The sequence below is a fragment of the Nocardiopsis metallicus genome, from assembly GCF_014201115.1.
In the GTDB taxonomy this organism is placed as follows: domain Bacteria; phylum Actinomycetota; class Actinomycetes; order Streptosporangiales; family Streptosporangiaceae; genus Nocardiopsis; species Nocardiopsis metallicus.
Genome location: NZ_JACHDO010000001.1, coordinates 1,283,851 through 1,308,868, shown reverse-complemented (window position 1 = coordinate 1,308,868; position 25,018 = coordinate 1,283,851). Strand labels below are relative to the sequence as shown.

General features: G+C 71.6%; 22 protein-coding genes. 11 read left to right on the top strand and 11 right to left on the bottom strand.

The annotated features are described in order from the left end of the window. Positions 1-85 precede the first annotated feature (85 nt). The gene (gene thpD / locus HNR07_RS05450) at positions 86-994 is read left to right on the top strand and encodes an ectoine hydroxylase (RefSeq protein WP_184362710.1); all 909 of its coding nucleotides are present in this window, start codon (positions 86-88) and stop codon (positions 992-994) included. A gap of 317 nt (positions 995-1,311) precedes the next feature. Here thpD and HNR07_RS05445 read toward each other — a convergent pair whose 3' ends face one another. Together HNR07_RS05445 and HNR07_RS05440 are read right to left on the bottom strand one after the other, a co-directional pair. After that, entirely contained in the window at positions 1,312-2,598 is a 1,287-nt protein-coding gene (locus HNR07_RS05445; protein ID WP_184362707.1) for a pyroglutamyl peptidase, read from the bottom strand. 197 nt (positions 2,599-2,795) lie between these two features. Further along, the gene (locus HNR07_RS05440; RefSeq protein WP_184362704.1) at positions 2,796-3,857 is read right to left on the bottom strand and encodes an alpha/beta fold hydrolase; all 1,062 of its coding nucleotides are present in this window, start codon (positions 3,855-3,857) and stop codon (positions 2,796-2,798) included. A gap of 91 nt (positions 3,858-3,948) precedes the next feature. Here HNR07_RS05440 and HNR07_RS05435 point away from each other — a divergent pair, with 91 nt between their 5' ends. Together HNR07_RS05435 and HNR07_RS05430 are read left to right on the top strand one after the other, a co-directional pair. Next, positions 3,949-4,617: a TetR/AcrR family transcriptional regulator gene (locus HNR07_RS05435; RefSeq protein WP_184362702.1), complete on the top strand. Its 669-nt coding sequence runs from the start codon at positions 3,949-3,951 to the stop codon at positions 4,615-4,617. A gap of 162 nt (positions 4,618-4,779) precedes the next feature. Continuing rightward, positions 4,780-5,013 (top strand): PLDc N-terminal domain-containing protein, encoded by a 234-nt coding sequence (locus HNR07_RS05430; RefSeq protein WP_184371522.1) that lies wholly within the window; start codon positions 4,780-4,782, stop codon positions 5,011-5,013. Between the two features lie 40 nt (positions 5,014-5,053). On the opposite strand, the gene HNR07_RS05425 is transcribed toward HNR07_RS05430, so the two are convergent. The 3 genes from HNR07_RS05425 to HNR07_RS05415 all read right to left on the bottom strand — a co-directional run bounded on the left by HNR07_RS05425 (position 5,054) and on the right by HNR07_RS05415 (position 8,271). After that, positions 5,054-6,391: a cytochrome P450 gene (locus HNR07_RS05425; RefSeq protein ID WP_184362699.1), complete on the bottom strand. Its 1,338-nt coding sequence runs from the start codon at positions 6,389-6,391 to the stop codon at positions 5,054-5,056. A gap of 92 nt (positions 6,392-6,483) precedes the next feature. Further along, positions 6,484-6,870, bottom strand: a complete 387-nt coding sequence (locus HNR07_RS05420) for a hypothetical protein (protein ID WP_184362695.1) — start codon at positions 6,868-6,870, stop codon at positions 6,484-6,486. A gap of 864 nt (positions 6,871-7,734) precedes the next feature. After that, positions 7,735-8,271 (bottom strand): glycosyl-4,4'-diaponeurosporenoate acyltransferase CrtO family protein, encoded by a 537-nt coding sequence (locus tag HNR07_RS05415; protein ID WP_184362692.1) that lies wholly within the window; start codon positions 8,269-8,271, stop codon positions 7,735-7,737. A gap of 252 nt (positions 8,272-8,523) precedes the next feature. Here HNR07_RS05415 and HNR07_RS05410 point away from each other — a divergent pair, with 252 nt between their 5' ends. Together HNR07_RS05410 and HNR07_RS05405 are read left to right on the top strand one after the other, a co-directional pair. Continuing rightward, the gene (locus HNR07_RS05410; protein ID WP_184362689.1) at positions 8,524-8,730 is read left to right on the top strand and encodes a sigma factor-like helix-turn-helix DNA-binding protein; all 207 of its coding nucleotides are present in this window, start codon (positions 8,524-8,526) and stop codon (positions 8,728-8,730) included. Positions 8,731-9,017: 287 nt separating this feature from the next. Then, entirely contained in the window at positions 9,018-9,440 is a 423-nt protein-coding gene (locus HNR07_RS05405; RefSeq protein ID WP_184371519.1) for a hypothetical protein, read from the top strand. Positions 9,441-9,853: 413 nt separating this feature from the next. Here HNR07_RS05405 and HNR07_RS05400 read toward each other — a convergent pair whose 3' ends face one another. Continuing rightward, positions 9,854-10,387: a DUF1360 domain-containing protein gene (locus HNR07_RS05400; protein WP_184362686.1), complete on the bottom strand. Its 534-nt coding sequence runs from the start codon at positions 10,385-10,387 to the stop codon at positions 9,854-9,856. Next, a complete protein-coding gene (locus tag HNR07_RS05395; RefSeq protein ID WP_184362684.1) occupies positions 10,380-12,284 on the bottom strand; it encodes a glycoside hydrolase family 15 protein in 1,905 nt (634 codons plus the stop codon). The genes HNR07_RS05400 and HNR07_RS05395 overlap by 8 nt, the downstream gene beginning before the upstream one ends. Positions 12,285-12,474: 190 nt before the next feature. Between HNR07_RS05395 and HNR07_RS05390 the strand changes: the two genes are divergently transcribed. Then, complete coding sequence (locus HNR07_RS05390) at positions 12,475-13,491, top strand: SDR family oxidoreductase (protein WP_184362679.1); 1,017 nt, start codon at positions 12,475-12,477, stop codon at positions 13,489-13,491. Here the strand turns inward: HNR07_RS05390 and HNR07_RS05385 are convergent. Continuing rightward, on the bottom strand, positions 13,464-15,137 hold the full coding sequence (locus tag HNR07_RS05385) for a carbamoyltransferase family protein (protein ID WP_184362677.1): 1,674 nt from the start codon (positions 15,135-15,137) through the stop codon (positions 13,464-13,466). The genes HNR07_RS05390 and HNR07_RS05385 overlap by 28 nt on opposite strands. A 222-nt stretch (positions 15,138-15,359) precedes the next feature. Here HNR07_RS05385 and HNR07_RS05380 point away from each other — a divergent pair, with 222 nt between their 5' ends. Further along, the gene (locus HNR07_RS05380; RefSeq protein WP_184362674.1) at positions 15,360-16,280 is read left to right on the top strand and encodes a SigB/SigF/SigG family RNA polymerase sigma factor; all 921 of its coding nucleotides are present in this window, start codon (positions 15,360-15,362) and stop codon (positions 16,278-16,280) included. Here the strand turns inward: HNR07_RS05380 and HNR07_RS05375 are convergent. Continuing rightward, positions 16,277-17,134 (bottom strand): Rieske 2Fe-2S domain-containing protein, encoded by an 858-nt coding sequence (locus HNR07_RS05375; protein ID WP_184362671.1) that lies wholly within the window; start codon positions 17,132-17,134, stop codon positions 16,277-16,279. The two genes, HNR07_RS05380 and HNR07_RS05375, sit on opposite strands and share 4 nt — an antisense overlap. A 333-nt stretch (positions 17,135-17,467) precedes the next feature. Between HNR07_RS05375 and HNR07_RS05370 the strand changes: the two genes are divergently transcribed. Continuing rightward, the gene (locus tag HNR07_RS05370; protein WP_184362668.1) at positions 17,468-17,731 is read left to right on the top strand and encodes a hypothetical protein; all 264 of its coding nucleotides are present in this window, start codon (positions 17,468-17,470) and stop codon (positions 17,729-17,731) included. A gap of 434 nt (positions 17,732-18,165) precedes the next feature. Here HNR07_RS05370 and HNR07_RS05365 read toward each other — a convergent pair whose 3' ends face one another. Continuing rightward, positions 18,166-19,518 carry a carboxylesterase family protein gene (locus HNR07_RS05365; RefSeq protein ID WP_184362665.1) on the bottom strand — a complete coding sequence of 451 codons (1,353 nt, stop codon included), beginning with the start codon at positions 19,516-19,518 and terminating at the stop codon, positions 18,166-18,168. Positions 19,519-20,026: 508 nt separating this feature from the next. Here HNR07_RS05365 and HNR07_RS05360 point away from each other — a divergent pair. Next, positions 20,027-21,628 carry a BCCT family transporter gene (locus HNR07_RS05360; protein ID WP_184362662.1) on the top strand — a complete coding sequence of 534 codons (1,602 nt, stop codon included), beginning with the start codon at positions 20,027-20,029 and terminating at the stop codon, positions 21,626-21,628. On the opposite strand, the gene HNR07_RS05355 is transcribed toward HNR07_RS05360, so the two are convergent. Next, positions 21,625-22,581, bottom strand: coding sequence for a DMT family transporter (locus HNR07_RS05355; RefSeq protein ID WP_184362659.1), 957 nt, complete (start codon positions 22,579-22,581; stop codon positions 21,625-21,627). The genes HNR07_RS05360 and HNR07_RS05355 overlap by 4 nt on opposite strands. A 28-nt stretch (positions 22,582-22,609) precedes the next feature. Here HNR07_RS05355 and HNR07_RS05350 point away from each other — a divergent pair, with 28 nt between their 5' ends. Beyond that, positions 22,610-24,046, top strand: a complete 1,437-nt coding sequence (locus HNR07_RS05350; RefSeq protein WP_184362657.1) for an aminotransferase-like domain-containing protein — start codon at positions 22,610-22,612, stop codon at positions 24,044-24,046. 111 nt (positions 24,047-24,157) lie between these two features. Beyond that, positions 24,158-24,583 carry a hypothetical protein gene (locus HNR07_RS05345; protein WP_246420120.1) on the top strand — a complete coding sequence of 142 codons (426 nt, stop codon included), beginning with the start codon at positions 24,158-24,160 and terminating at the stop codon, positions 24,581-24,583. Positions 24,584-25,018 lie beyond the last annotated feature (435 nt).

Genomic DNA, 25,018 nt, shown 5'->3' with positions numbered 1-25,018 from the left:
GAAGGGCAGTGTCGCACCCAGGGCCGGTAACCAGATTCCGCCCACAGAAGGGAAGACGACGGACGACGTGAGAGGAGGGGCTGCCATGACACTCGTCGAAGCCCCCATCCAGGACCGCTATCCCACACGCGTGGACCCCGATACCGGACGGGAGTGGATCGCACGCGAGGAGCCCACAGTCCACCCGGGTGGCCCCCAGGGGCCAGCCTCCGCCGAGGAGTTGTCCGCGCACGAGCGCGACGGCTTCCACATCCAGCGCGACCTGCTGTCCGACGAGGAGGTCGCGGCCTGCCGGGACGACCTCCAGGCCATGGTCCGGGACCCGTCGGTACTCGCCGACGAGCGCACGGTCACCGAACCGGGCACGGACGAGGTCCGCTCGGTGTTCGACGCCCACCTGCTGAGCGAACGGATCGCCCGCCTGATCCGGCAGCCGCGTGTGCTGGACCGGGCCCGGCAGATCCTGGGATCGGACGTGTACGTGCACCAGAGCCGGGTCAACCTCATGCCGAGCTTCCGGGGTAGCGGCTTCTACTGGCACTCGGACTTCGAGACCTGGCACGCCGAGGACGGCATGGCCGGGATGCGCGCGGTGAGCCTGTCCATCGGGCTGACCGAGAACCTGCCCTTCAACGGGGGCCTGATGCTCATGCCGGGCGCGCACCGGACGTTCGTGCCGTGCCTGGGCCGCACGCCGGACGGTAACTACCGGTCCTCGCTGCGGGCGCAGAAGGTCGGCGTGCCCCAGGAGGAGGACGTCGCCGAGCTGGCCAGGCGGCACGGCATCGAGCAGTTCACCGGGCCGAGCGGGTCGGCGCTGTGGTTCGACTGCAACAGCATGCACGGGTCCGGCAACAACATCACGCCCCATCCGCGCTCCAACATCTTCGTGGTGTTCAACAGCGTGGACAACCCCCTGGCCGAGCCCTTCTCCGCCGGGGAGCGCCGGCCCGAGTTCGTCGCCGCGCGCGACTTCACGCCCCTGCGTGCCTGATCGGCAACGGACCGGAAGGGGGAGGGCCAGAGAACGCCGCGGGGCCGCCGCTTGCGGCGGCCCCGCGCGCTGCGCACTGCGCGCTGCGCACTGCGCACTGCGCACTGCGCACTGCGCACTGCGCACTGCGCACTGCGAATGCAGGGTCTGTTCGGCGCGGTCCGGCCCGAGGTGTACGGCTTGGTGGCGGCTTCGGGGGCGGTGGTTCCGGTTTCGGTGATGACCGCTGCCGGAGAGGGGACTCCCGCCTTGCTCACCCCCCCACCCGGGCCTTCGGGCGCCTTCTCCTCCGGAGTCAGGTCGGATTCAGTCCGGGGTCAGGCGCGTACCGCCGCCGCGATGATGTCCTCGATCTGGCCGATGAGGGCCGAGCGGTTCTCCTCGAACTCCGGGTCGGTGACGGCGCCACCGGGGCCGAGCTCCAGGAACGGGGTGTGCACGTGGCCCGCGGGGATGTCGCGTCCGGTGGCGTCGCGCAGCAGGGTGTTGCGGTAGGCGATCTCGTTGGACAGGTAGTCGCCCCCGCTTCCGGCCCGCGCCGTGGATCCGGGGGTGGGGCCGTCCGGGCTCAGCACGGCTTCGCTCTCCCCCTCGGGGATCTCCACCACCATGGTGTTGTCGAACACGGGGAAGGGTTTCCCGTGGGTCCGCGCCACGATGGCGGGACGGTCCAGTGAGGAGTCCGACCACTGCGGCTGCGGGGTGAGGGTGGGCACGCCGTCCGGCACGGGGATGGTCTCCAACGCCTCGGCCGTCTCGTTGTCGGGGAAACCGCCGCGCCAGGCGCCGTTGTGGGCTTCGAGGTCGAACCAGTCGGCACCGCCCTGGCTGAGGGTGATGACGGCGTCGACCGGCCGGTCACCGATGTAGTGCGGCAGGAGGGCGTGTTCGACCATGCCGTCGGTGAAGTCCCGCCAGCGCACGGGGAAGAGCACGGCCTCGACCACCGCGACGCCCTCACCGGTCTCGAGGATCGCTCCGTCCAGGGCCAGGGCGGCCGCGCCGGAGGGGTTGGCCTGGCGGATGTCGTCGTCGAGGCCGAACGGGTCGAACCCGGTCACGATGACCCGGGAGGCCTCAGAGGCCCTCCCGGGTGCTCCCGCCGTTTCGGGGACCTCGGGGAAGCCCGCGTCGTGGTGTCCTCGGGAGCGGCGTTCCAGGTCGGCCACCAGCGCGCCCCGGTCTCCGGCGTCCAGTTCGAAACCCGGTTCCCAGCGGTTGAGGGCCGAGGTCATCGTGAGCCGCGCCCAGTAGAGCGGCCGGTCGTCCCCGGCGCTCAGGTCGCCCTCGGCGTAGCCGGTCTCCTGGACCCGGTCCACCGCCGTGCGCCAGAGCGCTTCACCGTGGCGCTCGACGACCGCGCCCGCCGCCTCCAGGTCGGGCGCCGCGCACAGGTCCCGGATGAAGCCCTCTGTTTGCGGGGTCAGCCCGGAGCGGTCGAGGATCTCCTGGGGGACTGCCCCGGTGACCCGTGCCTCCTCGATCGTGGCGCCTTCCTCAGCCAGGCACGCGGGTTCGGGTGCGGCGTGCGCCGAAGCCCCCATGGTGAGGACAGGGGCCAGGATCAGGGCTGACACCACCGCTCGGGGACCGGCCCCTCGCATGAACGCAACGGCTCGGCTGTCTGCTTCGGGTTCGCGCAACGGGATGACCCGCCCTTCGTGGTCGTTCGAGTTCTCCGTGTGACAACGAAGCTACGGAACAGAAGGGGTCGGGTCATCAACCGCGGGGACCAAGTCGCCGTCCTACCAACGTCGGTGTCTTCGGCGTCCGTGCCCGACGAAAGTGCGGGGGCGCAACCTCACCGGTCGTGCTCGGTCCAGTAGGCCTCCAGTTCCGGGCCGAGCTCCTCCGCGGCCTGCATGGGAAGGGAGTGGCTGGTCCCGGGCCAGACGGTGACGGGCCCCTTGCCCAGGTCACGGGCGCGCTTCGCGGCCTCCTCGCCGCCGGCCAGGGAGTGGTCGTCGGCGATGTCGACCCGCACCGGCACCGAGATCGACCCCCATTCCTCGTCGGAGAGGGTCCGCGGGGTCGGGGCGAGGGCCGCGTAGTGCTGGGAGCCCTCGTCGATCATCACCGACATCGGCGTGCGCTCGCGGACCTCCTCGACCGTGACGCCGCCGATCTCGGCCAGGGCGCGGTCCTTCCAGGACTGAGGCGCGGGCAGGAGCAGCAGTGACGACCAAAGGTAGACGGAGGCGGGCAGCCCGCGCAGGACCATCACCGGTTCGAGAAGGGTCAGGGAGGCGACCCGGCCGGGGTGATGGAGCGTGTGGGTGGCCGCGACGGCCGCACCGAAGGAGTGCCCCACGACGTGGGCGCGTTCCAGTTCCAGCCCTGACAACACCTGCTCCACCCAGGCGGCCTGGTCGTCGAAGGAGGTGAAGGGGACCGACTGGACCGACATCCCGGCGTCACCGATGGCGTCCATGGCGTAGAGGGTGCGGTCACCGATCCAGTGAAGGAGGTTCTCGCCCCACATGGGTGCCCCCGAACGGATCCCGGGCAGCAGCACGACCGGCAGCCTCTCCCCCGACGCTGTTTCCTCCTCCGCGTCCGTCCGCTCCTCCTCGGTCTCCCCGGCCCGCTCCCCGGTTTCGGTGGCCGCCCACTCGTACACGCGGACGGTGCCGTACTCGGTGGCGACGTCGTGGGCGCGGGCCGGCTCGGGCAGGGTGGCCATCACGTCGTCGTAGGCGGCCCGGTAGGCCTCGAAACCCTCCTGGCTGCGCCAGTGCCCCACGGTGGGTTCGGGCGCGATGACCGCGAGGGCCTTGTCGACCACCAGCCAGGCCACCAGTACCCCCGCCAGGGCCAACAACACCCGGCGACGGCGGATCCGGTGTTTCGACTCGTCCCTCACGACCCCTCCAAAAATACGATCGTATTGTTCAGGACTCCGAGTGTACACACCTTCAAATACGTTCGTATTTCTCCTTGGCTAGGATGACGGCATGAGCAACGCCGAACACGACGAGCGCCGCAGCGCGATCATCCACGCGGTGTGGCAGGTCATCGCGCACAGCGGCATGGGCGCGGTGTCCATGCGCAACGTGGCCGCGGCCGCCGACTCCTCCGTGGGCCGGGTCCAGTACTGGTTCCCGAGCAAGGACGAACTCCTGCGGGCCAGCCTGGAGGAGATGCTTTCGGCGGCCGCCCGAATCCACTCCGAGGCCACCGAGGACGCCGACGACCGCGAGGCGCTGTGGCGGCTGGTCGGGCACCCCATCCCCCTGGCGGAGTCCTCCCGCGCCGGTGTGTCGGTGTTCCACCAGTACGTGGCCGCGGCCTTCAACCACCCGGCACTGGCCCGCATGCTGGCCGAGGCCAAGGAGGGCGAGGAGAGCGCGACCTCCCTCCTGCTCGGCAGGGTCAATCCCGGGCTGGAGGACCCCCGGGCCGCCGCCCGGTCGCTGATGGCCGCCGCCGACGGCCTGTCCATGCGCGTCCTCATCGGCGGCCTGTCCGCGGCCGAGGCCGAACAGGCCCTGCGGACCGAGCTGGACCGGCTCACCGCCCCTGAGAAGGATTCGACGACGGGCACGGCACGCGGCGACCATCGACGAAAGTCGGTGGCCGGGTCCACCAAAGCACCGTCCGGGGACTGGCAGGGGCCGCCTTAGGCATCACCCCGGCGCCTCCCGCAGGTGGATGCCCAGGCAGGGGCGGGGGCCCTAGCGTGGAATGCGTAGTCAGGGGTCGGGTTCCGCACCGCGAAGGCCGCGGGCCGTCCCCGAGAATCCACAAGGGGAACTGTCACGTCGTTGCCGTCGTCCATCGAATCGATGCCCGTGGAGACCTGGGTCGCGGCCGTCCTCGTGGTCGGGGCGCTCCTGGTGGCCCTGGCCGCGTTCGTGCTCATCGTCGCCGCGGTGTTCAGCATCCTGTTCTCCGGGCTGGACGTACCGATGAAGCTCGTCTGGATCGTCCTCGTCTTCCTCGCCCCACTGATCGGAGCCCTCCTGTGGTTCCTCATCGGCCGCAACCGGGTCCCCGCCCCGCAGTACGGCTACCGCTGAGACCCGCACCGCTCCAGCGGCCCAAGGGCAAAAACCCGTTCTAGTAGGAGAAACGCAGGGCGAAGTGGTTGAGGGACGAGGGGAGCCCGTGGGACCGCAGCGGCGGAGCACCGTCCACCCGGTTCAGTGGGCCGCCCCTGAGCAGCGTCCGCAGCAGGAAGGAGACCGTCAGGGGAACCAGGTCACGCCCCGGGCACCCCGCGGGTCCGTGGCTGAAGGGCACGATTGCGGGTTCGCCCTCGGCGCGCCCGTCCGTCCAGACGCCGGGTTCGAAGGTGTCGGCGTAGGGCAGTCGTGCGGGGTCTCGGTGGAAGTAGGAGCTCATCACCAGGAACGCCGTACCGGGTTCGATGGTCCGCTCGCGCCAGACGGTCTCCCGTGTGCTCTCCCGGATCACCACCAGGGTGGTCGGCCACAGCCGGACCGACTCACGCAGGGTCGCGCGCAACAGGGGCAGGTCGGCCCCGTCCTCGGTCAGGGCCTCCGTACGGGCGGCCTCCGCGGCCGGGCCCGAGGAGGTCAGCAGGGCCAGCGCCCGGAAGGAGGCGATGGCGGCGGCGTCGAAGGCGAACAGCCAGTGGGCCACCTGGTCCTCCGGGCGTTCCCCGGACCCCGGTCGGCCCAGACGCGCGGCCAGGCTCCCGGGTTCGGCGCGGTCGATGTTCGCGCGGACACGGTCGAGGAACTCCTTCCTTCTCCTCTGATCCGCTGGGAGCAGGTACGACCAGTTGGCACGTGCCCGCAGAGCGCGCAGGAGCTCGGTGGCTCGGCGGTCCCGCACCGCGAAGCTCCCGAAGACCACCCTGCGTGCCAGCGCGTCGAAGGTCTCGGAGAACCGTGACCAGTCCAGTACACCGCCCTGCGGCCCCGCGTTGCGCAGGGCCAGGACCAGGGCTCGCGCCTCCGAGTACGCGTGCTCGGCGACGGTGTCGGCCTCGGGGTGGATCAGCTCTCCCAGTGCGAGGGCCTCCTCGTTGGCCCGGCGTCGGCGGGGGCGGGCCCCGTGGTCGGAAACCAGGGCGCCATGGGGCTGGAAGTGGGAGAGCGCTCCCCGTTTCTCGGCTCCGCCAGGAGAGAACGGGTCCGGGGTGCCCTCCAGGATCCTGCGGACGTCCGCCGGTGCCAGTACCAGCGCTATCCGTCGACCTGTGTGGCGCAGCGGAAGCGGGTCGTCACCGTGACGTTCCCGAAGCGATCGCAGGACCGAGACGATCCGGCGGTCGCTCTCGGTCGCCGTGGCCAGGGCCTCCCCCGCGGGGCGGCGCACGATGGCGCCGCGCACCACGGTGGGGAGCAGGACCGATGTCAGGACTTCCGCCGTCTCCGCGAGGCTCGATGGTTGACACGTGGTCGTGGGGGACGCGCTCCGTCCGTTCATGGGAAAAGCTCCTCTCGTCCGACTCGGTCACACGGCCAGCCCGGGTCCACGGCTCTCTTGCGTGCCCGGGGCCCTGGTCGGCGATGGCCTGTTCACTCCTCGCCTTCGTCCCGTGGCCGCCGTGGTCTGCTCTGCCCCGTGGACCTGTCACGGGCCCAGGCGTGCAGTGCCTTCCCGTCGCCCGCGGCGTCGGGGCTGACGGCGGTCTCGATCAGGGCCACACGGGTGAAGGCCTGGGGAAAGTTGCCCAGCTGGGTGCCGTCCGGTGCTGTTTCCTCGGCGTGGAGCACCAACTCCCCCGTGTTCGCGCACAGGCGGTCGAACCTGCGCCCGGCCCCGCCGGTCCGGCCGGCGGGGACCGGAGCGGACACCATGTCGAAGGATCGGAGCAGGAACGCGCCCTCAGGTGTGCCGGTCCCGTCGTCGGTGGCCTCCCTATAGGAGAGCGCCGCGTCCGAGCTGTGCCCGTAGACGTCCAACCGGTGCTGCGGGTAAGCGGCGTTCAGGTGAGCGTGCCGTCCGGTCCGGTGAGCGCGGCGGTGTGACAGTCCGAGAGGAAGCCGTGGTCTCCGATAGCTGTCTCCTTCTGGCCCATCGGTCCCCCGTCGTCCCGGCGCGGTCCTGTCCCACCCCTGCGCGGCCCTTCTCCGCCCTATCCGTCCGCCTGCCCCGGGAGGGCCACGGCGAAACAGAGGACGGGTGCACTCGTCCTTCGTTTCCGTCCTCGCTCCTCCGGAGGACATCGGACCCGAAGGGTCCCGCCGGGTCACCGGTGCCTGCCAGCACGGCTACGCGAACGGCACCCGCACCGCTCTGGTTCTGAGGGACGCTCGCGGCCGGGGCGTGGTCGTAGAGGTCGAATCCGCTCTGGACCTATCGGGGTTTCCTCTCCCAGGCGGCGTACCGCGGAGCCAAGCACGCGGTGCTTAGGGCCCAGGGCCGGTACCCGAAGTGCCGAGCCAGTGTGCCAGGGACCTCCCCAGTCGCGGGGTCCGCCCAGACACGGGGACGAGGTCCCGACGGGTTCCCTTCTTGCGTACGGGCGAGTGGGTGGTCAGTCCGGAACCGACGATCCTTTGCGGGGTGGCCAAGCCCCCGGCCTCGCGGCCCTGATCCGGACCGCGAAAAACGCGATGCCCGCTTCCCCGGCCCCGGTCGAACCCCGCCCCACCCGACCACGGGCCCCACACCACGAGCATTTCGGGGTCATCGGCGAACACGGCGGCGTTGACCTCACCTTCCACCCGGGCACCCCGCAGGGCGGCACGATGTTCAGGCTCGACCCGAGCCAGGACCGGCCCCGCCCCCTGTGGCGAGGCCTCAACGCCCTGGTTGGGGTGGGTTCAACAGCTGTTCAGGGCCTGGATCCGGCTGCGCAGTGACCTCTGGAGCATGACCGGGTACACGTGCAGCACGACGCCCAGAGCCACCAGCCACAGGGCTCCGCCCCAGGCCCCCGCCCACAGAGCGGCGACGGCAACGATCACGGTCACGGTCGCGCACATCAGGTGTCCGGTCTCGGAGCTCCGTGTGAGCTGGTCAAGCCCCAGCAGGCCCGCCCGGGTGCCGTCGAAAGCCCGATCACGCCTGACCACCCTGTTCCAACCAGTGCTTTCCAATACCCAGCCGAAGAGGCCCGCACCCAAAGCCCGGTAGCATCCCGGTTCCCAGGACCTGACACGGAACCAGGGGTGCTCCAACGGACCGGGCCGGGCGTCGAGGACGACGGAAACCCAGGCCATCAGCACGAAATGGGTGACCCAGGCGAAGGCGAAACCCCCCGGCCCGATCAGGAGCCACACCACAACGATCACGGCCGACGCAAGAGCCGTGACCGCCAGGACCCCGATGACCGATCGTGCACGGGAAGCGGAACCCAAGAACTCTGCTCCCTCCCCCCGCTCACTCCAACACCGAATCAACAAGCAGACCCTGCCAGCGGACCGGCCGCAAGCGGGTTCGCCCACCCGGGCCGGGAGCTCCCCGGACCCGCCCCACCACCAACACGCCAAAGAACAACCCTGATCAGAGGCACCGGGCCCGCAAACGCAGGACAACCGGGCAGAAGCATACTCAAGGGACCGGAGGAGGCCGCACATGGCCGGCTTCCTCAATAACTGACGCATCTGACGGTGCCGTCCAGGTCGTGCCCAGCGAGTCCGGGCGTTCTGTCCTTCGGGGCTCCCGCCACGGGGAGGCTGATCCTCCAACGCCGTTTCCTCGACAAGGGGAAGCAGGGGCGGATCGCCCAGGAGGTGGGCTTCCCCTGGACGCACGTGTCACGGCTGCTCACCGCCTCGTTGGACAGGCTCCGGGAGGTACTGGCCGAGGGGAAGTGATCGGGTCGTTCCGATGGGGAGGGCCCGGCTTCGGTCTCATGGCCGCCCGGCTACCCGGTGCGGGGCAGGGCAGGCCCCGAACCATGGGCGCGCACGGGCCTGGGCCCGGTTCGCGGTGCGCGGCCAGGGAGCGCCAGCGAGCGGTTCCATGTGTACGAGCCCGGCGACTCGGTTAGGGGATGTGCACGGAAGACCATGAGCGAGGGAGCCAGACGATGACGAACGAGACGAAGTCCCCACCGCGTCGGCCCCTACTCAGGGGAGCGGCCAGAGGCGCGGTGGCGGCGATGGCCATGAGCGGGGCGCGCCAGGCGGCGGTGGGGCTGGGGATGATCGAACGCACGCCCCCGGAGGCCATCCTTCGTGAGGGCGTTCCCGCCGTGCTCCGCAGGGTTCCGCAACACCGGCGGACCGCCTTCATCGAGTTCGCGCACTGGGGTTACGGCGCGGCCGCGGGTGCGGCCTTCGGACTGCTGCCCGGGCGTCTGCGGGTCTCCAGGCTCACCGGCCCGGTCTACGGCGTGCTCGCGTGGGGGCTGTTCGAACTGGGCCTGGCCCCGGCGCTGGGCCTGGCCCACGCCCGCAGGGCCCGCCCCCAGGAGCGTGCGGCCCTGCTGGTCGACCACGTGTTCTTCGGCCTCATCGTGGGTGCCCCGCCCGAAGCCACCATCGTCGAGCCCGAGGGGAGCCAGGACCATGAGAAGGGCTGACCGCGCAGGGGCGCTGAGGGCTCTCCCGGGCGCCTCCCGGGCCGCTGGTCCCCTTCTCAGATCCTCGGATTCCTTTTCCCGCCGTCGATGGCGCCGGGAACCCCCGCGACGCGTCCCCGGGGTGTACGGAGGACGACTCGTCGTGAACGGTGGACGGTAACGCTCCTGGTGGCTGCCCGAACGGGCCGCGCTCCGGCTGCCAGGTGACGGTGTAGCGGATGGCCCTACCGCCACACCGGCGGTGGTCGCGGGCGAAACAGCGGGCAGGGCCGGTGTAGACGCGGTACGCGGTGGCCCACACCGGGAAGCGGCGCAGGGCCCGGCCAGGGGAAGTGCGCCCAGGCGCTGTTGCGGCGCCAACGCCTCAGCCCGGCGGCACCCGGCCGCGGACGTGACTCTTTCCCAACGGCCGTTCAATCCTGGGCCTGCTGGAGACGCGTATAGGCGAGTTGCAGCCAATCGGAGACGGCCACTGCGCTGAACACCGCGCCCGCGCTGCGGGTGAGCGTGGGTGCGAAGACCAGGCCGAAGGCGTACCCCGTGGCGACCCACTGGGCCATGCAGAAGGGGCAGGTGATCAGTTCACCGATCGCCTTGCGACCGTCCGCCTCACGTACGTCCTCGTCGAGTTCGGCCGGTCCGGACGTGCCCTGGAAACGGGTAAAGAACGCTCTCAGCGGGCTGGTGACCGCGTCCTTGGCCAGCAGCCGCGAAAGCTTGTGCGTGGTGAGGCCCATCAGCGCCAGGTCCCAGGGACCCACGGTGGCGGCAGCCTCACGGGTTCCGTTTCGACGCGCCAGGAGCGTACCCGCCGCGACCAGGCCCGCGTAGGACGCGGCCGTCACCGCGTACCCGACGAGCGGTTGGTCACTGCCCGCGCGGTAGGCCTGCGCCTCACGCCGGGCGGCCCTGCGCACGCTCGCCGCCCCGCTGGTGTCGTCAGCCATCGTCTCGGTCCCTTCCTGTCCTCTCCGTGCCCTGGCCACCGCGGCGCACACCTGCTCCGGCCTGTTGAGCGGCCCGGTCACGGGCCCAGGCGTGCAACGCCTCCCGGTCCCCGGCGCCGTCCAGGTTGACCGCGGCCTCGATCAGGGCCAAATGGGTGAAGGCCTGGGGGAAGTTGCCCAGCTGGGTGCCGTCCGGTGCCATCTCCTCGGCCAGCAGGCCCAACTCCCCGGAACTCCCGCACAGGCGCTCGAAGCGGCGGGCCGCCTCCTCGCTCCGACCGGCGAGCACCAGCGCGGACACCAGGTCGAAGGAGCACAGCAGGAAGGCCCCCTCGGGTGTGCCGATCCCGTCGTCGGTCTCCTTGGGGTCGTACCTGTGCACGAGCCAGCCGTCCTGGCCGAGTTCGGTGTCGACCCGCTCCAGGGTGCCCAGCACCCGGGGGTCGTCGCCCGGAAGGAAACCCAGCAGCGGTAGCTGCAGCAGTGACCCGTCCACGTTGGCGGCCCCGAACGACTGGACAAAGGATCCGCTGGCAGGATCGTAGCCGTGACGGAGGACGTGGTCGCGGATGAGCCGGGCCTCCTCGCGCCAGGCCCGCAGCGGAACCTCCTGCTCGCGTCCGGTCGTCTCGGCGAGCTGGACCGCTCGGTCCAGGCACACCCAGGCGTAGAGCTTGGAGTTGGTCCAGTGGCGAGGATCCGACCTGACCTCCCACAGCCCCTCGTCGGGCTGATGCCACAGCTCCCGCGCCGACTCCACCACGGAGTCCAGCTGGGAGAGTTCCTCCGGTCCGAGGTCACCGGTGGCCTGCTCGTAGCAGAGCGCCGCGTCCAGGATGTGCCCGTACACGTCGAGCTGATGCTGGGCGTAGGCGGCGTTGCCGATCCGCACCGGCCTCGCTCCTCCGTGCCCGGCCAGGTGGTCGAGGGTTTCCTCCTCCGGCGGCGGTTTCTCGTCCACCGCCTGGACCGGCGGGACCCAGGTGATCGGCCGACCGCACATGCGCAGCAGGAAGCGCAGATAGCTCCCCGCCTCCTCCGCGTGGCCCAGGCGCAGGAAGGCGAGCACCACCAGAGCCGCGTCGCGGTGCCACACGTACCTGTAGTCCCAGTTCCTGGGCCCCTGCGGCCATTCCGGCAGGGAAGCGGTAGGTGCGGCGATCAGGGCGCCGCTCTCCTCGTGGAGCAGTCCGCGCAGGACGGTGGCACTGCGCCGCACGTGGTCGGCTCCCACGCCCCGGTAGTCGGTTCTGGACGACCAGGCCTGCCAGGCTTCGAGGGTCTGCCCGAGTAGCGCCTCCCCCTCTTCAAGGCCGATCCGGCGCTCACCGCGGAGGTAGTCCAGGGCGAAGACCGCGGACTCCCCTTCGGAAAGCTCGACGTGGAACTCGGGGTCTCCCGTCTCCGCCAGACGCGGGGAGGGCGCCCCCGACAGCAGCGGCCCCGACGCCTCCTTGAGGCCTCCGTCCACGTGTTCCCAGGAGGGCGGTACCCGGCCGAAGTCGGGGCGGGCGCGCAGCCGGGAGCGCACGGAGGCGCTCCCCGAGCGGCATTCGACGAGCCTGAGGAGCACACCCTCGCGCCAAAGGCCCTCACCGTGCTCGGGTCGCCCGATCGCGAGCAGGTCGCGGACGAGCACCTCCACGCCCCGGCCCTGCCACAGGGTCTCCAGGACGAGACTGTCTTGCGCGTAGGAGCGCGCCCTCGGGCGGGCGCCCCGGACCTGCACGGTCCACTCGCCGCCCCGCTCGGAGTCCAGGATTCCGGCGAGGAAGGCCGGGCCGTCGAACCTCGGTACGCACAGCCAGGAGATCGTGCCCTCCGGCGCGGTGAGCGCGGCGGTCTGGCAGTCGGAGAGGAAGGCGTGGTCCCCGATCATTGTTTCGCTCTGCCCCATGGATCCCTCCGGTCGCACTGGTGTGGGCCGTCCTCCTCGACTGCCCCACCATGCCTGTGCCGAAACCGCGGAGCGCCAGCGGTCCCTCAGGCACCCGGTCCCGCACATAAGAAACCGGTCACGGGGTAGCGCCGATGAGGAGAGGGACTACCGCGGACGGGCTGCACGAGTTCGAGGAACGGAGGAAGGCATGGCGGATCAGAACAGCGAACGCAAGGTGGCCGTGGTCAGCGGGGCCAGCGCGGGCGTGGGGAGGGCGACCGTGCGGGAGTTCGCCGACCGCGGATACGCGGTGGCCCTGCTGGCACGCGGCGAGGAGGGCCTGGCCGCCGCCCGTCGGGAGGCGGAGGAGGCCGGGGTCCCGGCTCTGGCCCTGCCCGTGGACGTCAGCGAGGCCGACCGGGTGCGTGCGGCAGCGGACCGGATCGAGGCCGAGCTGGGCCCGGTGGACGTGTGGGTGAACGCCGCCTTCGCCTCCGTCATCGCCCCCTTCTCAGAGGTGGAGCCCGAGGAGTTCCAGCGGGTCACGGATGTCTGCTACCACGGCTACGTGCACGGGACACGGGCCGCGCTGGAGCGCATGGCTCCCCGGGGGCGGGGCGTGATCGTGCAGGTGGGATCGGCGCTGGGTTACCGGGGCATCCCCTTCCAGGCGGCCTACTGCGGCGCCAAGCACGCGATCCGCGGCTTCACCGACTCCCTCCGCGCCGAGCTCGTCGACGCCGGTTCGGGAATCAGGTTGACGGAGGTGCACCTACCCGCGGTCAACACACCGCAGTTCTCCTGGGTCCGCTCACGGATGGGCGGACGGACCAGGCCGGTGCCGCCGGTGTACCAGCCCGAGGTCGCGGCCCGCGCGATCGTGTGGGCCGCCGAACACCCCGGACGGCGCCGCTACTGGGTGGGGGCCTCGACCGCGGGCACCGTGCTGGCCCAGCGCCTGGCACCGCGGGTACTGGACCTGCAGCTGGGCCGAACGGGACGGCGGAGCCAGGTGCGGGACGAACCCGCGCCCGCGAGGGACAACCTGTTCGCGCCCGTGGACGACGTCCGCGACTACGGATCGCACGGTGAGTTCGACGAGGAGGCGCGTCAGGTCAGCGTCCTGGACGAGGTGAACCGCAGACGGGGGACTGTTCTCCTGGTCGGTGCCGCTACGGGCGCGGCCGGAGCCGTCGGCTACGCCCTGCACCGTCTGACGAGGTAGGGGCCCAGGACCAGGACGTCCACCGGTGCGGATCCGAAGCATTCGAGCGCGTCACGGGGCGAGTCCACTCTCGGGCTCCCGGCCCGGCGCAGTTCGGTGTGTGCCAGGACGGGAAGGCCGGTGCGGGAGCCGAAGTCGCGGATCAGCCGCCAGGTGAGGGGGTCGTCTCCGGCCCGGACGGTCTGCGCTCTCGTCCTTGCGCCCGGACGGACGACGGCCGGTATCCGGGCGCGCCACCGCGGAGCCACGTGATGTTCGAAGAGCGGATACGGACAGGGCAGGGGACCGCCGGAGAAGATGTCCGGCGCGTGTTCGGCGGCCACCAGCGACGCCACCGGGCAGAACTCCCGCTCTCCCCGGACCCGGCCTATCCGGTCGAGGTTCTCCCTCCTTGAGGGGTCGGCCAGGAGCGAACGGCGGCCCAGTGCCGCGGGGCCGTACTCGGAGCGTCCCTGGAACCATCCGACGAGCGCGCCCTCGCTCAGCGCGCGGGCGACCTCCGCCGTGAGGTCGTCCGGGCGCTCGTACCCGATGCGCGCCGAGTCCAGGACGGCGGCCAGCGCGTCCTCGTCCCAGCCGCGGCCCAGGTCCGCGCCGGGCATCGGCTCGACCGTCTCGCCCAGGTCGGCCGCGGTTTGAAGGGCGCTGCCCAGGGCTGTCCCCGCCTCGCCCGCGGCGGGCTGGACCCACACCTCCTCGAAGGGTCCGTCCCTGGCCAGACGACTGTTGGCGGCGTGGTTCAGGGCCACCTCTCCGGCCATCGTCAAACGGCTCCGGCCGGTCTGCTCGTGCAGCCATCCCGCGAGTGCGAGAAGTACCTCCTCGACCCTGTTCTGGACGCTCGCGGCCAGGTCGGCGTGTTGTGGGGTGTGTTCAGCGCCCGGGGGCAGGGCCGGGGCCAGGGCCGCCCAGTCCACCTCCGATGCCGTGATCAGGCCGTCACCCCGGTAGGCGATCCGGTTCTCCAGCGGTCCGGCCATCGTCGGCTGCCCGCGGGCGGCCAGGGCCATGACCTTGTATTCGTCGCCGACCGCGCCAAACCCGAGGTGCTGGGCGAGCTCCCGGTAGACCAGACCGAGGGACTCCGGGAGGGGCTGGCGTACCAGAACGCGCGGTTGCGCCGCGCCGGAGTAGAAGCCCGCCAGGTGCGAGGTGCTCTCTCCCCTACCGTCCGCGACCAGGACCGCGCTGTCCTCGCGACCGCCCCCGGACGGTGGCGCGGCCAGGGCGGCGGAGGCTGCGTGCGCCAGGTGGTGCGGGACGTGGGTGACCCTGGCCGGCTGCAGACCGGGCAGGGCCGCCGCCAGGAAGTGCGCCGCGTGTTCGGCGTAGAGCGGCCGCAGCTGGCCCCAGGCGGGGTCCAGAGGGGGCCGAGGGCCCGAGAGCGGCTCCGAACCCGGTGGCAGAGCGAGTGAGGGATCGTAGGAGTAGGCGACCACGTCCAGGTCCACGGGGGCCAGTCCCGCCTCGTCAAGGCACCAGCGCATGGCCTGGACCGGAAGCTCCCAGGACGAGAAGGGGACCGGCTCCTTGCCGTGCTCGCGGCGGGAGAACCTCTCCTCCTCAGCGGCGGCGAGGACTCTGCCGTCCGCCACGAGTGCCGCCGCCGGGTCGTGAAAGACGGCGTTGACACCCAGCACCTTCATGATCTCCCCCTCCAGAACACGGCCCGGTCCGACCACGGGGTACATGGGTGGGAGTACCAGGGGACGGAGCTGTTAAACACGGCCGCCCCGAGCACTCCCGCGGCGGGGCAACTTGTGGCAATCATTCGACAACCAGCGTGACCGGATGTTCTCTCCGGCTCTCAGCGGGAAGCCTGGCCCCTGTGCACCGCTCATCCCCCGCAGCTCATCGAGGAGGACAGCATGCGTGCTTCAACCAGAACCGCCCTGCCCGGAGCGGGCGACCTGCCCGCTTCCTCTAGCGCGGGCGCGGAAGGCGCCGTCGTCCCGGCCCCGGCTCCGCCCAGCGAACCGTCAGAGGACGCCTCCGCCGAGGAGCTTCTGTCGTTGCTGAAATCCCTGGGCTCCGGGGACCCCAGGTGTGAGGGACTGCGGGAACGGGTCATGATGCACTACCAGCCCCTGCTGAACCGCATCGCCCACCGCTACGGCGGTCGCGGCGAGCAGGTCGAGGACCTGCGGCAGACGGCCCACGTGGGGCTGGCGAAGGCGATCCGCGGCTACTCGCCGGAGCGGGGGAAGGCCTTCATCTCCTATCTCCTGCCGACCGTGACCGGGGAGATCAAACGGCACTTCCGCGACCACACCTGGTCCGTGCACACGCCCCGTACCCCTCAGTCCCGCAGGCCCGAGATGAACCGGGTCCGGCGGGAACTGGAGCAGCGTCTGGCACGGGATCCGAAGCCGTCGGAGATCGCCGAGGAGATGGGGATCTCCGAGCAGGAGGTCGAGGAGGTCCTCCTGGTCTCGGAGGCCTACAACACCCTGTCGCTGAACGCCCCCGAACCGCACGGCGAGGACGGCACCCCCACTCTGGAGGAGTCCCTGGGCACGGAGGACCACAACCTGGACCTGGTCGTGGAGCGCGAGTCCGCGCGCGAGGCCATCAAGGTCCTGCCGCCCCGGGAGAGGCTGATCCTCAAACGACGTTTCTTCGACGAGTGGAAGCAGGAGCGGATCGCCCGCGAGGTGGGCTGTTCCCAGATGCACGTGTCCCGGCTGCTCTCCACCTCGCTGCAGAAGCTGCGGGACGAACTGACCCGGGAGGAGGACACGGACCGCCGCGAAGAGGCGAACCCGTCACGGCCCGACCGCTGCGGCTAACCGCCGACGGAGCGCAGCCGGACCATCAGGCGCCCGTCCACGACCGAGGTCTCCAACGGCTCCAAGGACGCGGTCGCGGGCCCGTGCACCACCGTCCCGCTGTCCAGACGGAACTCGCTTCCGTGCCACGGGCAGCGTACGCACCCCTCCACCAGTTCGCCCTCGCCCAGCGGGGCGCCCAGATGGGGGCACGTGCCCAGCAGGGCCCGCACCGACCCGTTCGTACGCGCCACCACGACGGGAACACCGTCCACGTCGCCCTGGCAGGTGTCGTCCTCCGGGAAGCCGTCCAACGGGCCGAGGTCATGCCATCCCTCGGGCACCAGGTCGAGGAGGTGGTCGGCCCGGTTGACGCCACCCGACCGGTAGTAGGTGAGGTGCCCGCCCAGGGTTCCTCCGATGCCGACGGCGCCCATCCCGGCCAGGGCGAGAGCCCTCCCCCACCCCTGACGGCCCAGGGCCCTGGCCACCGAGGAGGCCGCGAACATCAGCGCGCCCCCGCCGTTGGCCGCGGCGTGCGCCGCCCCTACCCGCTGCTGGCGCCCATGCTGCTCCGACCAGTCGGCCAGACCGCTGACCACCGCCGGCAGGCTGGCGAGCAGACCGATGTTGACCAGGGCGTGGGCACCGCGCCGGTGGTCGCCGGGCAGAGCGTCCAGCACGACCGCGGCCAGCCAGGTGCCCATGGGCAGGTGTACCAGGGTCGGATGCGCCGGGTGGCCCAGCGGCACGCCGTGCAGGAGATCGCGTACCGGGCCCGACGGGAGGTGGTCGGCCAGTCTCCTCAGCCGGAGGACCGCCGGGTCCCACCGCTCGTCGTTTTCGATCTCGCGGATGCGCTCACCGAGTCTCATGGTCGTCCGCCTACCCAGGGCGGGAGCGGAACAGTCCATCCGAACCGGGGAGGCGGGCAGACTTTGGCCGGTCTTTCCCCACCGGGCCAGGCCCCATCGTGAACCGGCCCGCCCGGGCGGGCGGGGGCCAGGAGAAGGCCAGCTGATGCGCCTCGGGACACCCTTCCCTCTGGGGGGTCCGGTCGATTCCGCACCGCTTTCGCCGTGCTCCGGAGAACCGCACCGCGACGCGGCGATCGGAAGGTCCCCACCTGCTGTTTCACCGTGACCTGGTCGGGTAGTCGCCCTCACACACCCTTGGCTTCACCCCTGGGGGAAGAGAGGAGAGGGGCGATGATCGCACGAAAGAACGCTCCGATCGAGGACTACGCCTCTGTTCCGGTCGGGACGCTCCGGCAGCGTGTCCGGGTACTGGACGCCGAAGAGATGCGTCGGCTCATCGCTTTCGAGGAGTGTTACGGCAGTCGTCACAGAGTGCTGGAGATGCTGCACGACCGCCTGCACCAGTTGGAACACGGCGCGGTGCCCTCCAGGAGCCCGAGCGGGCAGGCGCCGCACGGGACGAGGGATCAGGACTTTCGGCGAGAAGAGAGGTGAACCATGCGCTACGACGAGTTCCTGGCCGAGGCACGTGAACTCTGAGAGTACGAGGACCAGCGCGAGGCCGAGCAGGTGACGGCCGCTGTGCTCACAGTCCCCTCGTCCCGGGTCGTGCTCGCCGCTGGACGCAGACTCGCCCGAGAGCGGGAAGCGGAGAGCTGAAACGCCTATGGGGGCCGGCTAGGACCACCACCCTTTCGGGTGGGGCACCGGCCAGTGAAGTAGGAACCAGCGGACGCCGCGAGGCGCACCGCGGCTATGGCCGCGAGGCTATGGGAATCCCCGGGGGTTCGCCGCGGGGAGGACGTCAAGCGGTGATGTTCGGCAAGTCCGGGGTTTCGTGAGGCCGGGCGGCCCCGGCACGGCCGCCACCGTGGGACGCCGGTCCGCCCGGAAGCAGCCGCCTCCGGGCGGGTCCGCCCCGGTAGCCCTCAGGAGCGGTGCACGGTCAGGCTGTCGGATGCGGCACCGGCGTTCTGGCTGGAGACTGCTCCGGTGCGGGCGAAGTCGGCCCAGAGCCCGCGAACCGCCTTCCCTCGGCGGTCGAGATCCGTCCAGCTGGTGCGGCCCACGAGCTTGGTGTGCTCCCAGGCCTTCCTGGTGCCGAGCAGCAGGGGCAGGTCCACGATGTGCGCGGCGCCGAACGGACTGCCCTCCGGCTGCCAGGTGACGGTGTAGCGGGTGGCCCTGCCGCCGCCCCGGCGGTGGTCGCGGGCGAAGCGCTTGGCGGGGCCGGTGTAGATGCGGTACGTGGTGGCCCACACCAGGAAGCGGCGCAGGGCCCGGCCCACCAGCGGCAGTGCGCTCAGGCGCTGGATGGGCGGCAGGAAGTCGGCGAACAGCCCCGTCTCCTGGCTGGTCGCGCCGACGAGCACGTCGATCCCGGGCGCCGCCTCGCGCCAGGCGCGAACGCGCAGGGACTCCGGGGGCAGGGGGGCGTGCCCGTACTGGACACCGAAGGGCATGGCGCTGGCCAGGCCGAACTTCTTGGCCGCCGTGGCCGCTTTGCCCTCCAGCGCGACGATCTCGGCGGCCGGGGTGTCCGGGGCTGGCACACCGACAGCCGCCGCCATGGCCTGGGACATGCGAGAGCGACCGGTCAGGATGCCCAGCGGGGCGCTCTGGATGATCGCACGCCGGAAGAGGCCCTCGGTACCCCGGCTGATCATCAGGTGGGCGACGGCGTCGCCGCCCGCGGACTGGCCGAAGAGGGTGACCTGGTCCGGGTCGCCGCCGAACGCGGCGATGTTGGCGTTCACCCAGCGCAGCGCCTGGATCTGGTCGAGCAGGCCGAGATTGGCGGGGGCGGTGTCGCCGATGCGCAGGTAACCGAGCATGCCGAGGCGGTAGGTGACGGCGACGACGATGACGCGCTGCTCGGTGACCAGCCGGGTGGGGTCGAAGATCTCCATGTCCCCGGAACCGGTGACGTAGGAGCCGCCGTGGATCCACACCATGACGGGCAGGCGCTCATCGGGGGCGAGGTCGGCTGGAAGGGTGACCGAGAGCCGCTGGCAGTGTTCGTCGTGGCGGCCGACCGAGACGCCCTCCACGGCCGCGGACACCACCTTGGAGGAGAGCTGGGGTGAGGCGGGCGCGGGCTGAGTGGCCTGGAAGGGTTCGGTGAACGCGGGTTCGGGACGGGGCGGGGCGAAGCGTTCGGCGCGCGCGTAGGGGATGCCGAGTGCGCGGACGACGTCTCCCAGGACCCTGCCGACGACGGGGCCGACGGGGGTGTCGACGCGGCGGAGCTCGTCCCGGGTGAGGGAGGTCGATTCGGTCATGGGTCCCCCTGGTGTTCGGCCGGTCCGGATGAGCGGCGGGCTACCGGCGTGCCGTCAAGACGCGCCGATGGCAGTGTACGGCGAGGTGAGAGGCGCACCCGCGAACGGCCGGGCCGGCACGGACCCCGGCCAGGCCCGAGGCCACCCGCGGCTTCGGTCCGGTCGCGCTGACGGCCCGCTGGCAGAGGCCTTGCCGGAGCTCTCCTAGCCCCCGGCGCCGCAGCGCCGGGCAAGCGTTCGCGAACACACACCCGGGTGGCGGGACCCACCCTCCTCACCACCTCCTCGCTGGGCAAACGCACATAGACTCGTCCGGGTCGCCCCGGGCTTCGGGGCGTTCGCGACGTGCCACCCGAGGCTGGGGCAGCGCTTCGGTGGCGCTGTGGCGCCGTGGTGACGGCCGTCCCCGCCTCTGACTCCGGACTGCCTCCCGGCGCGCCGTGCAGCACGCCGACCGGAGGTTGCCTTCCCGGTCGGCTGTCCCCGATCGAGGAGAATCCTCTTCTTCATGTCTTCCGCCCCGCGTACAGGCGTGCCCGAAACCGGCCGCAGACCCGACCTCCGGGTCCTGGGTGTCTCCGGTTCCCTTCTGATCGCGTTCGTCCTGGCGGCACTGGTGGCCCCCAGCGGGGTCGGCGCCGCCGTCGACACCGCGTTCGCGTGGTCCGCTCGCTGGTTCGGCGCCTACTGGCAGGTCCTGCTCCTGGGCACCCTGGCCGTCGCCGCGGTCCTGGCCTTCTCCCGGTACGGGCGGGTCCGGATGGGCGGCACCGATACCCCCGGGTTCAGCTGGTTCCGGTGGGTCGCCATGGTGCTGACCACCCTGCTCGCCGCGGGCGGTGTCTTCTGGGCCGCCGCCGAGCCCCTGGCCCACTACGTCGACCCACCGCCGCAGTACGCGCAGGTGGAAGGCGGCATGGAGGGTGCCGCGCTCGCCCTCGCGCAGAGCTTCGTCCACTGGGGCTTCCCGGCGTGGGCGATCGGCGGTTCCCTGGCTACGCTGGTGATGATGCGCGGGGTGGAGAAGGGCATGCCCCTGCGGCCCCGCACCCTGCTGTGGCCGATCATGGGCGAGCGGATCCGCACCCACTGGATCGGCACCGTCACCGACATCAGCTGCGTGGTCGCGGTGGTGGCCGGGACGGTCGGCCCGATCGGTTTCCTCGGCCTGCAGATGTCCTACATCGGCGGCGAGATGTTCGGTGTGGGGTCCGGTTTCGGCACCCAGGTCGCCATCATCGTGGGTCTGACCGTGGTGGCGACCATCTCGGTACTCAGCGGCCTCGACCGCGGCATCCAGCTGCTCAGCCGGATCAACGTGTGGGCCGCGCTGATCCTCATCGTGTGCGTGGTGGGCCTGTCCTCGCTGCCCTATGTCGTGGACCTGTTCCTCCAGGCCAGCGCCGTGCACGTGCGTGAGTTCGTACCGATGACGCTGTTCCGCGGCGACGAGGGGTGGCTCGGCTACTGGACGGTCTTCTTCTTCGGCTGGTTCATCGGATACGGGCCGATCATGGCGATCTTCATCGCGCGTATCTCCAAGGGCCGCACCGTCCGGCAGATCTTCGTGGGGGCGACCGTGCTGCCCGCCGTGGTCACCTCCGTGTGGTTCACCGCGCTGGGCGGTAGCGGTCTGTGGCTCGAACAGAACGACCCCGGGGTGGTCTCCGGGCCCTACGCCGAGGACGGCCTGCCCGCGGCGGCCCTGGCCATCGTCCAGGCGCTACCGCTGAGCACGGTGCTGGCGCTGGTCATGGTCGTCGTAACGCTGATCTTCTTCGCGGCCACGCTCGACGCCATGTCCTACTCGATCTCCTCGGCGAGCACGCGCTCGGGCGAGCCGTTCGCGTGGGTGCGGGCGTTCTGGTGCGTGGGCATGGGCGCCGCCGCCATCGTGCTCCTGACCGTGGGCGACAACGGGGTGCAGGCGCTGCAGTCCTTCATCGTGGTGACCGCGGTACCGGTGGGGCTGATCCTGTTGCCCGCGCTGTGGAGCGCGCCGCGCCTGGTCAGGGAGATGGCGGTGGAACAGGGCATCGTCACCGTGCCCGGGCCGGGTGCCGCGACCGACGCCGAAACCACGGCCGGGACCGGGGCCGGAGTCGGCTAAGCACGGCCACCCCCTGAGCGGATGTGCGGTCTGGCCTCCCGCTTCGTCGGCACGATCACCGTCCGGCCGAGTCTGGCGCGGACGGCGATCGTGGCGCACAGGATCACGGCGAGCCCGCCCAGGACCGTGGGCCAGGTGAGCGGTTCGCCGAGCAGGAGCGCGGCCCAGCCGATGGTCATCACGGGTTGGCTGAGCTGGACCTGGCTGACCTGGGCCATCGGGCCGATGGCCAGGCCCCGATACCAGGCGAAGAAGCCGAGGTACATGCTCACCGCGGCCAGGTAGGCGAGCGCGCCCCACTCGACCGCGGTTCCGCTCGGCGGCTGCTGGACGGCGGAGGCGACGGCGAGCACGATCATCAGCGGTGCGCAGAGCACCAGCGCCCAGGAGACGGTCTGCCAGGCGCCGAGTTCGCGCGCGAGCAGGCCGCCCTCCGCGTAGCCGACCGCGGCCGCGACGACGGCGCCGAACAGCAGCAGGTCGGACCAGGCCAATCCGGAGCCGAAGCCGCCGCCCCGCAGAGCGGCGAAGCCCAGTGCCGCGACCGCCCCCACCGCCGCCATCGCCCAGAACACCGCCGGGGGCCGTTCGCGACCGCGCAGGACCGCCAGCACGGCGGTGGCGGCGGGCAGGAGGGCGATGACGACCGCGCTGTGGCTGGCCGAGGCGGTGGTGAGCGCGTAGGAGGTCAGTAGCGGGAAACCGATCACCACTCCCCCGCCGACCAGGGCCAGGCGGAACCACTGATCGCCCCGGGGCAGGCGCTGGCGGGTGAGCGCCAGCGCGGCGGCGGCGAGCAGGGCGGCGATGACCGCCCGGGCCGAGCCGACGAACAGGGGTGACAGGGTGCCGCTGGCGACGGCGACGCGGGTCATCGGGACGGTGAGGGAGAACGCCGCGACCCCGAGCAGCCCCCACCACAGGCCGGCACGCTGGGATAGCGCTGGAAGCATAATATGAGTAGCGCTACTATCAATCTTCATGTCAAACGATAGCAGTACGAAGATCGTCGAGGGACTCCGAGAGTGGATCGCGGCCGCCCCGGCCGGGGCGAAGCTGCCTTCGACCAGAGCCCTGGTGTCGCAGTACGGGGCCAGCCCGGTCACGGTGCAAAAGGCGCTGCGGACACTGGCCGGGCAGGGGCTGGTGGAGAGCCGCCCCGGGGTGGGCACCTTCGCTCGGGCGGTCCGGGTCGCCCGGCCCAACGACTACGGGTGGCAGACCGCCGCGCTCGGCGCACCCCAGCAGCGGACCTTCGGTTTGCACACGGCGTTGCGCAGCCCGCCCAACGACATGATCGCGCTGCACTCGGGCTACCCGGACCGGGAGCTGCTCCCCGAACGCCTGGTCCGCGCCGCGTTGAACCGCGCGGCCCGCGGCGAGGCGGCCGTCGGCAGGCCCCCGGCCGCGGGACTGCCCGAACTCCAGTCCTGGTTCGCCGCCGAACTCGGCTCCCACGCCCCGGCGGGCATAGCACCGCCCGCGCCCAGCGACGTGGTGATCCTGCCCGGCAGTCAGAGCGGGCTGAGTAGCGCTTTCCGCTCGCTGGTCGGCGCGGGGCGGCCGCTGCTGATCGAGTCGCCCACGTACTGGGGAGCGATCCGCGCCGCCGAGCAAGCGGGGGTGGAGGTCGTTCCGGTGCCCAGCGGGGTCGACGGGCCCGACCCGCGCGAGCTGGCCCGCGCCTTCGAACGGACCGGCGCCCGGGTGCTGTACGCGCAGCCGAACTTCGCCAATCCCACGGGGGCGCGCTGGTCCTTCGACCTGGCCGACCAGGTCCTGGCGACCGTGCGCCGGCACGGGGCGTTCCTGGTGGAGGACGACTGGGCGCGCGACTTCGGGATCGACGCGGACCCGACTCCGCTGGCGGCGCGGGACGACGGGGGGCACCTGGTGTACCTGCGCTCGCTGACCAAGAGCGTCTCCCCCGCGGTGCGCATAGCCGGGATCATCGCTCGCGGCCCGGCCCGCGAGCGCATCCTGGCCGACGTCCAGGCCGAATCCATGTACGTGAGCGCCGTACTGCAGGCCGCGGCACTGGACGTGGTCACCCAACCGGCGTGGCGCACCCACCTGCGCGGGCTGCGCCAGCAGCTGGCGGCCCGCCGCGACCTGCTCGTCGAGGCGCTACGGGAGCACGCCCCCAGCGCCTACCTGGAGTCGGTCCCGCAAGGCGGCCTCAACCTGTGGGTACGGCTGCCGGACACCGCCGACCTGCCCCGGGTCGTTCGCGAGTGCGAGGAGGCCGGGGTCCTCCTGGCACCCGGCGGCGAGTGGTTCCCGGCCGAACCCACCGCCCCGTACCTGCGCCTCAACTACGCGGGCCCCAACCCGGGCACCTTCCCGGAAGGGGTACGGCTGCTCGGCCGGGCCCTGGATGGTGGCAGCCCGTGCCCCGAACCAGCTCTGGAGCCATGACATCGCGGCCAGTAGCCGAACTGCTGTCCGTGCTCGGCATCACCACCCATCGGTACGGAGCACGCGATCCCCGGAGGGCCTTGCGGACCTCGCGCGGCGGAGTGGTCCGGGTTGGAGACCTGGGGGCGGGAGGGCACCGACGACGTCATCGACCAGATCGAGCGCGAGGGCGCCGACCCCAAGGAACAGGTGCACCGCGCGGGCATGCTCCCCTTCTCCGACGACCGCCTCCTGCCCGTCGATCTCGCGATCCGCGGCTGGGCCAGACGCGATACGGCGGTCGCGGAGCGGCTTCGGCGGGTCGACAACCGGCGGATGGAACTCCTGCGGGAGGAGATCGGTACCTTCTGCGCCGACCCCGACGAGGTGGAGGCCCGCAGCCTGCTCGCCTTCTGCGCCGCGATCGGGGAGCACTTCCTCGCCGCCGACCACCCCGGCCGCAGCCGAGCGGAGGTCCTGACCCGTGCGGCCGACTTCCTTCTCGACCGCCCACCAGGCCGGGCCGCCGCCCCACAGGCCCCGGAGCAGCGGGCTTGACATCGGCCTGGTCACCGTCCCGTCGGCCCCGCTCCATGGCCGGTGGCCTCAGTACTTCCATGACCCGGTACGGGCGGCCGTGGCGGCGTAGTCCCCGAACTCACCCGCCGGACGAGGCCAGGCGCGTTCCACCCCGCTGGCGGGCTTGGCGTCTTGGGCAAGGAGGCGCTGTCTCAGGTGGGGCGGGCCCGCACGCGGTCACCGACGCGGCCGCGGGGTGGGGGTTTCGGGAACCGCGTACGTCGACATCGCCAGCACCGAGACCGGCCTGTTCGTCGACGCCCTCCCCGCCCCGCGCCCCCCGCGTTCTGTCGGCGCGGGGAGCGCGGCGCTCGCCAACGGCCCTTCGCACGGACAGCGGCGCTAACTGGCCGCGTTGGACCGGGAACCGCACGTGGACGCGGTTTTGATCAGTGAGGAAGCAGGGGCCGCCAA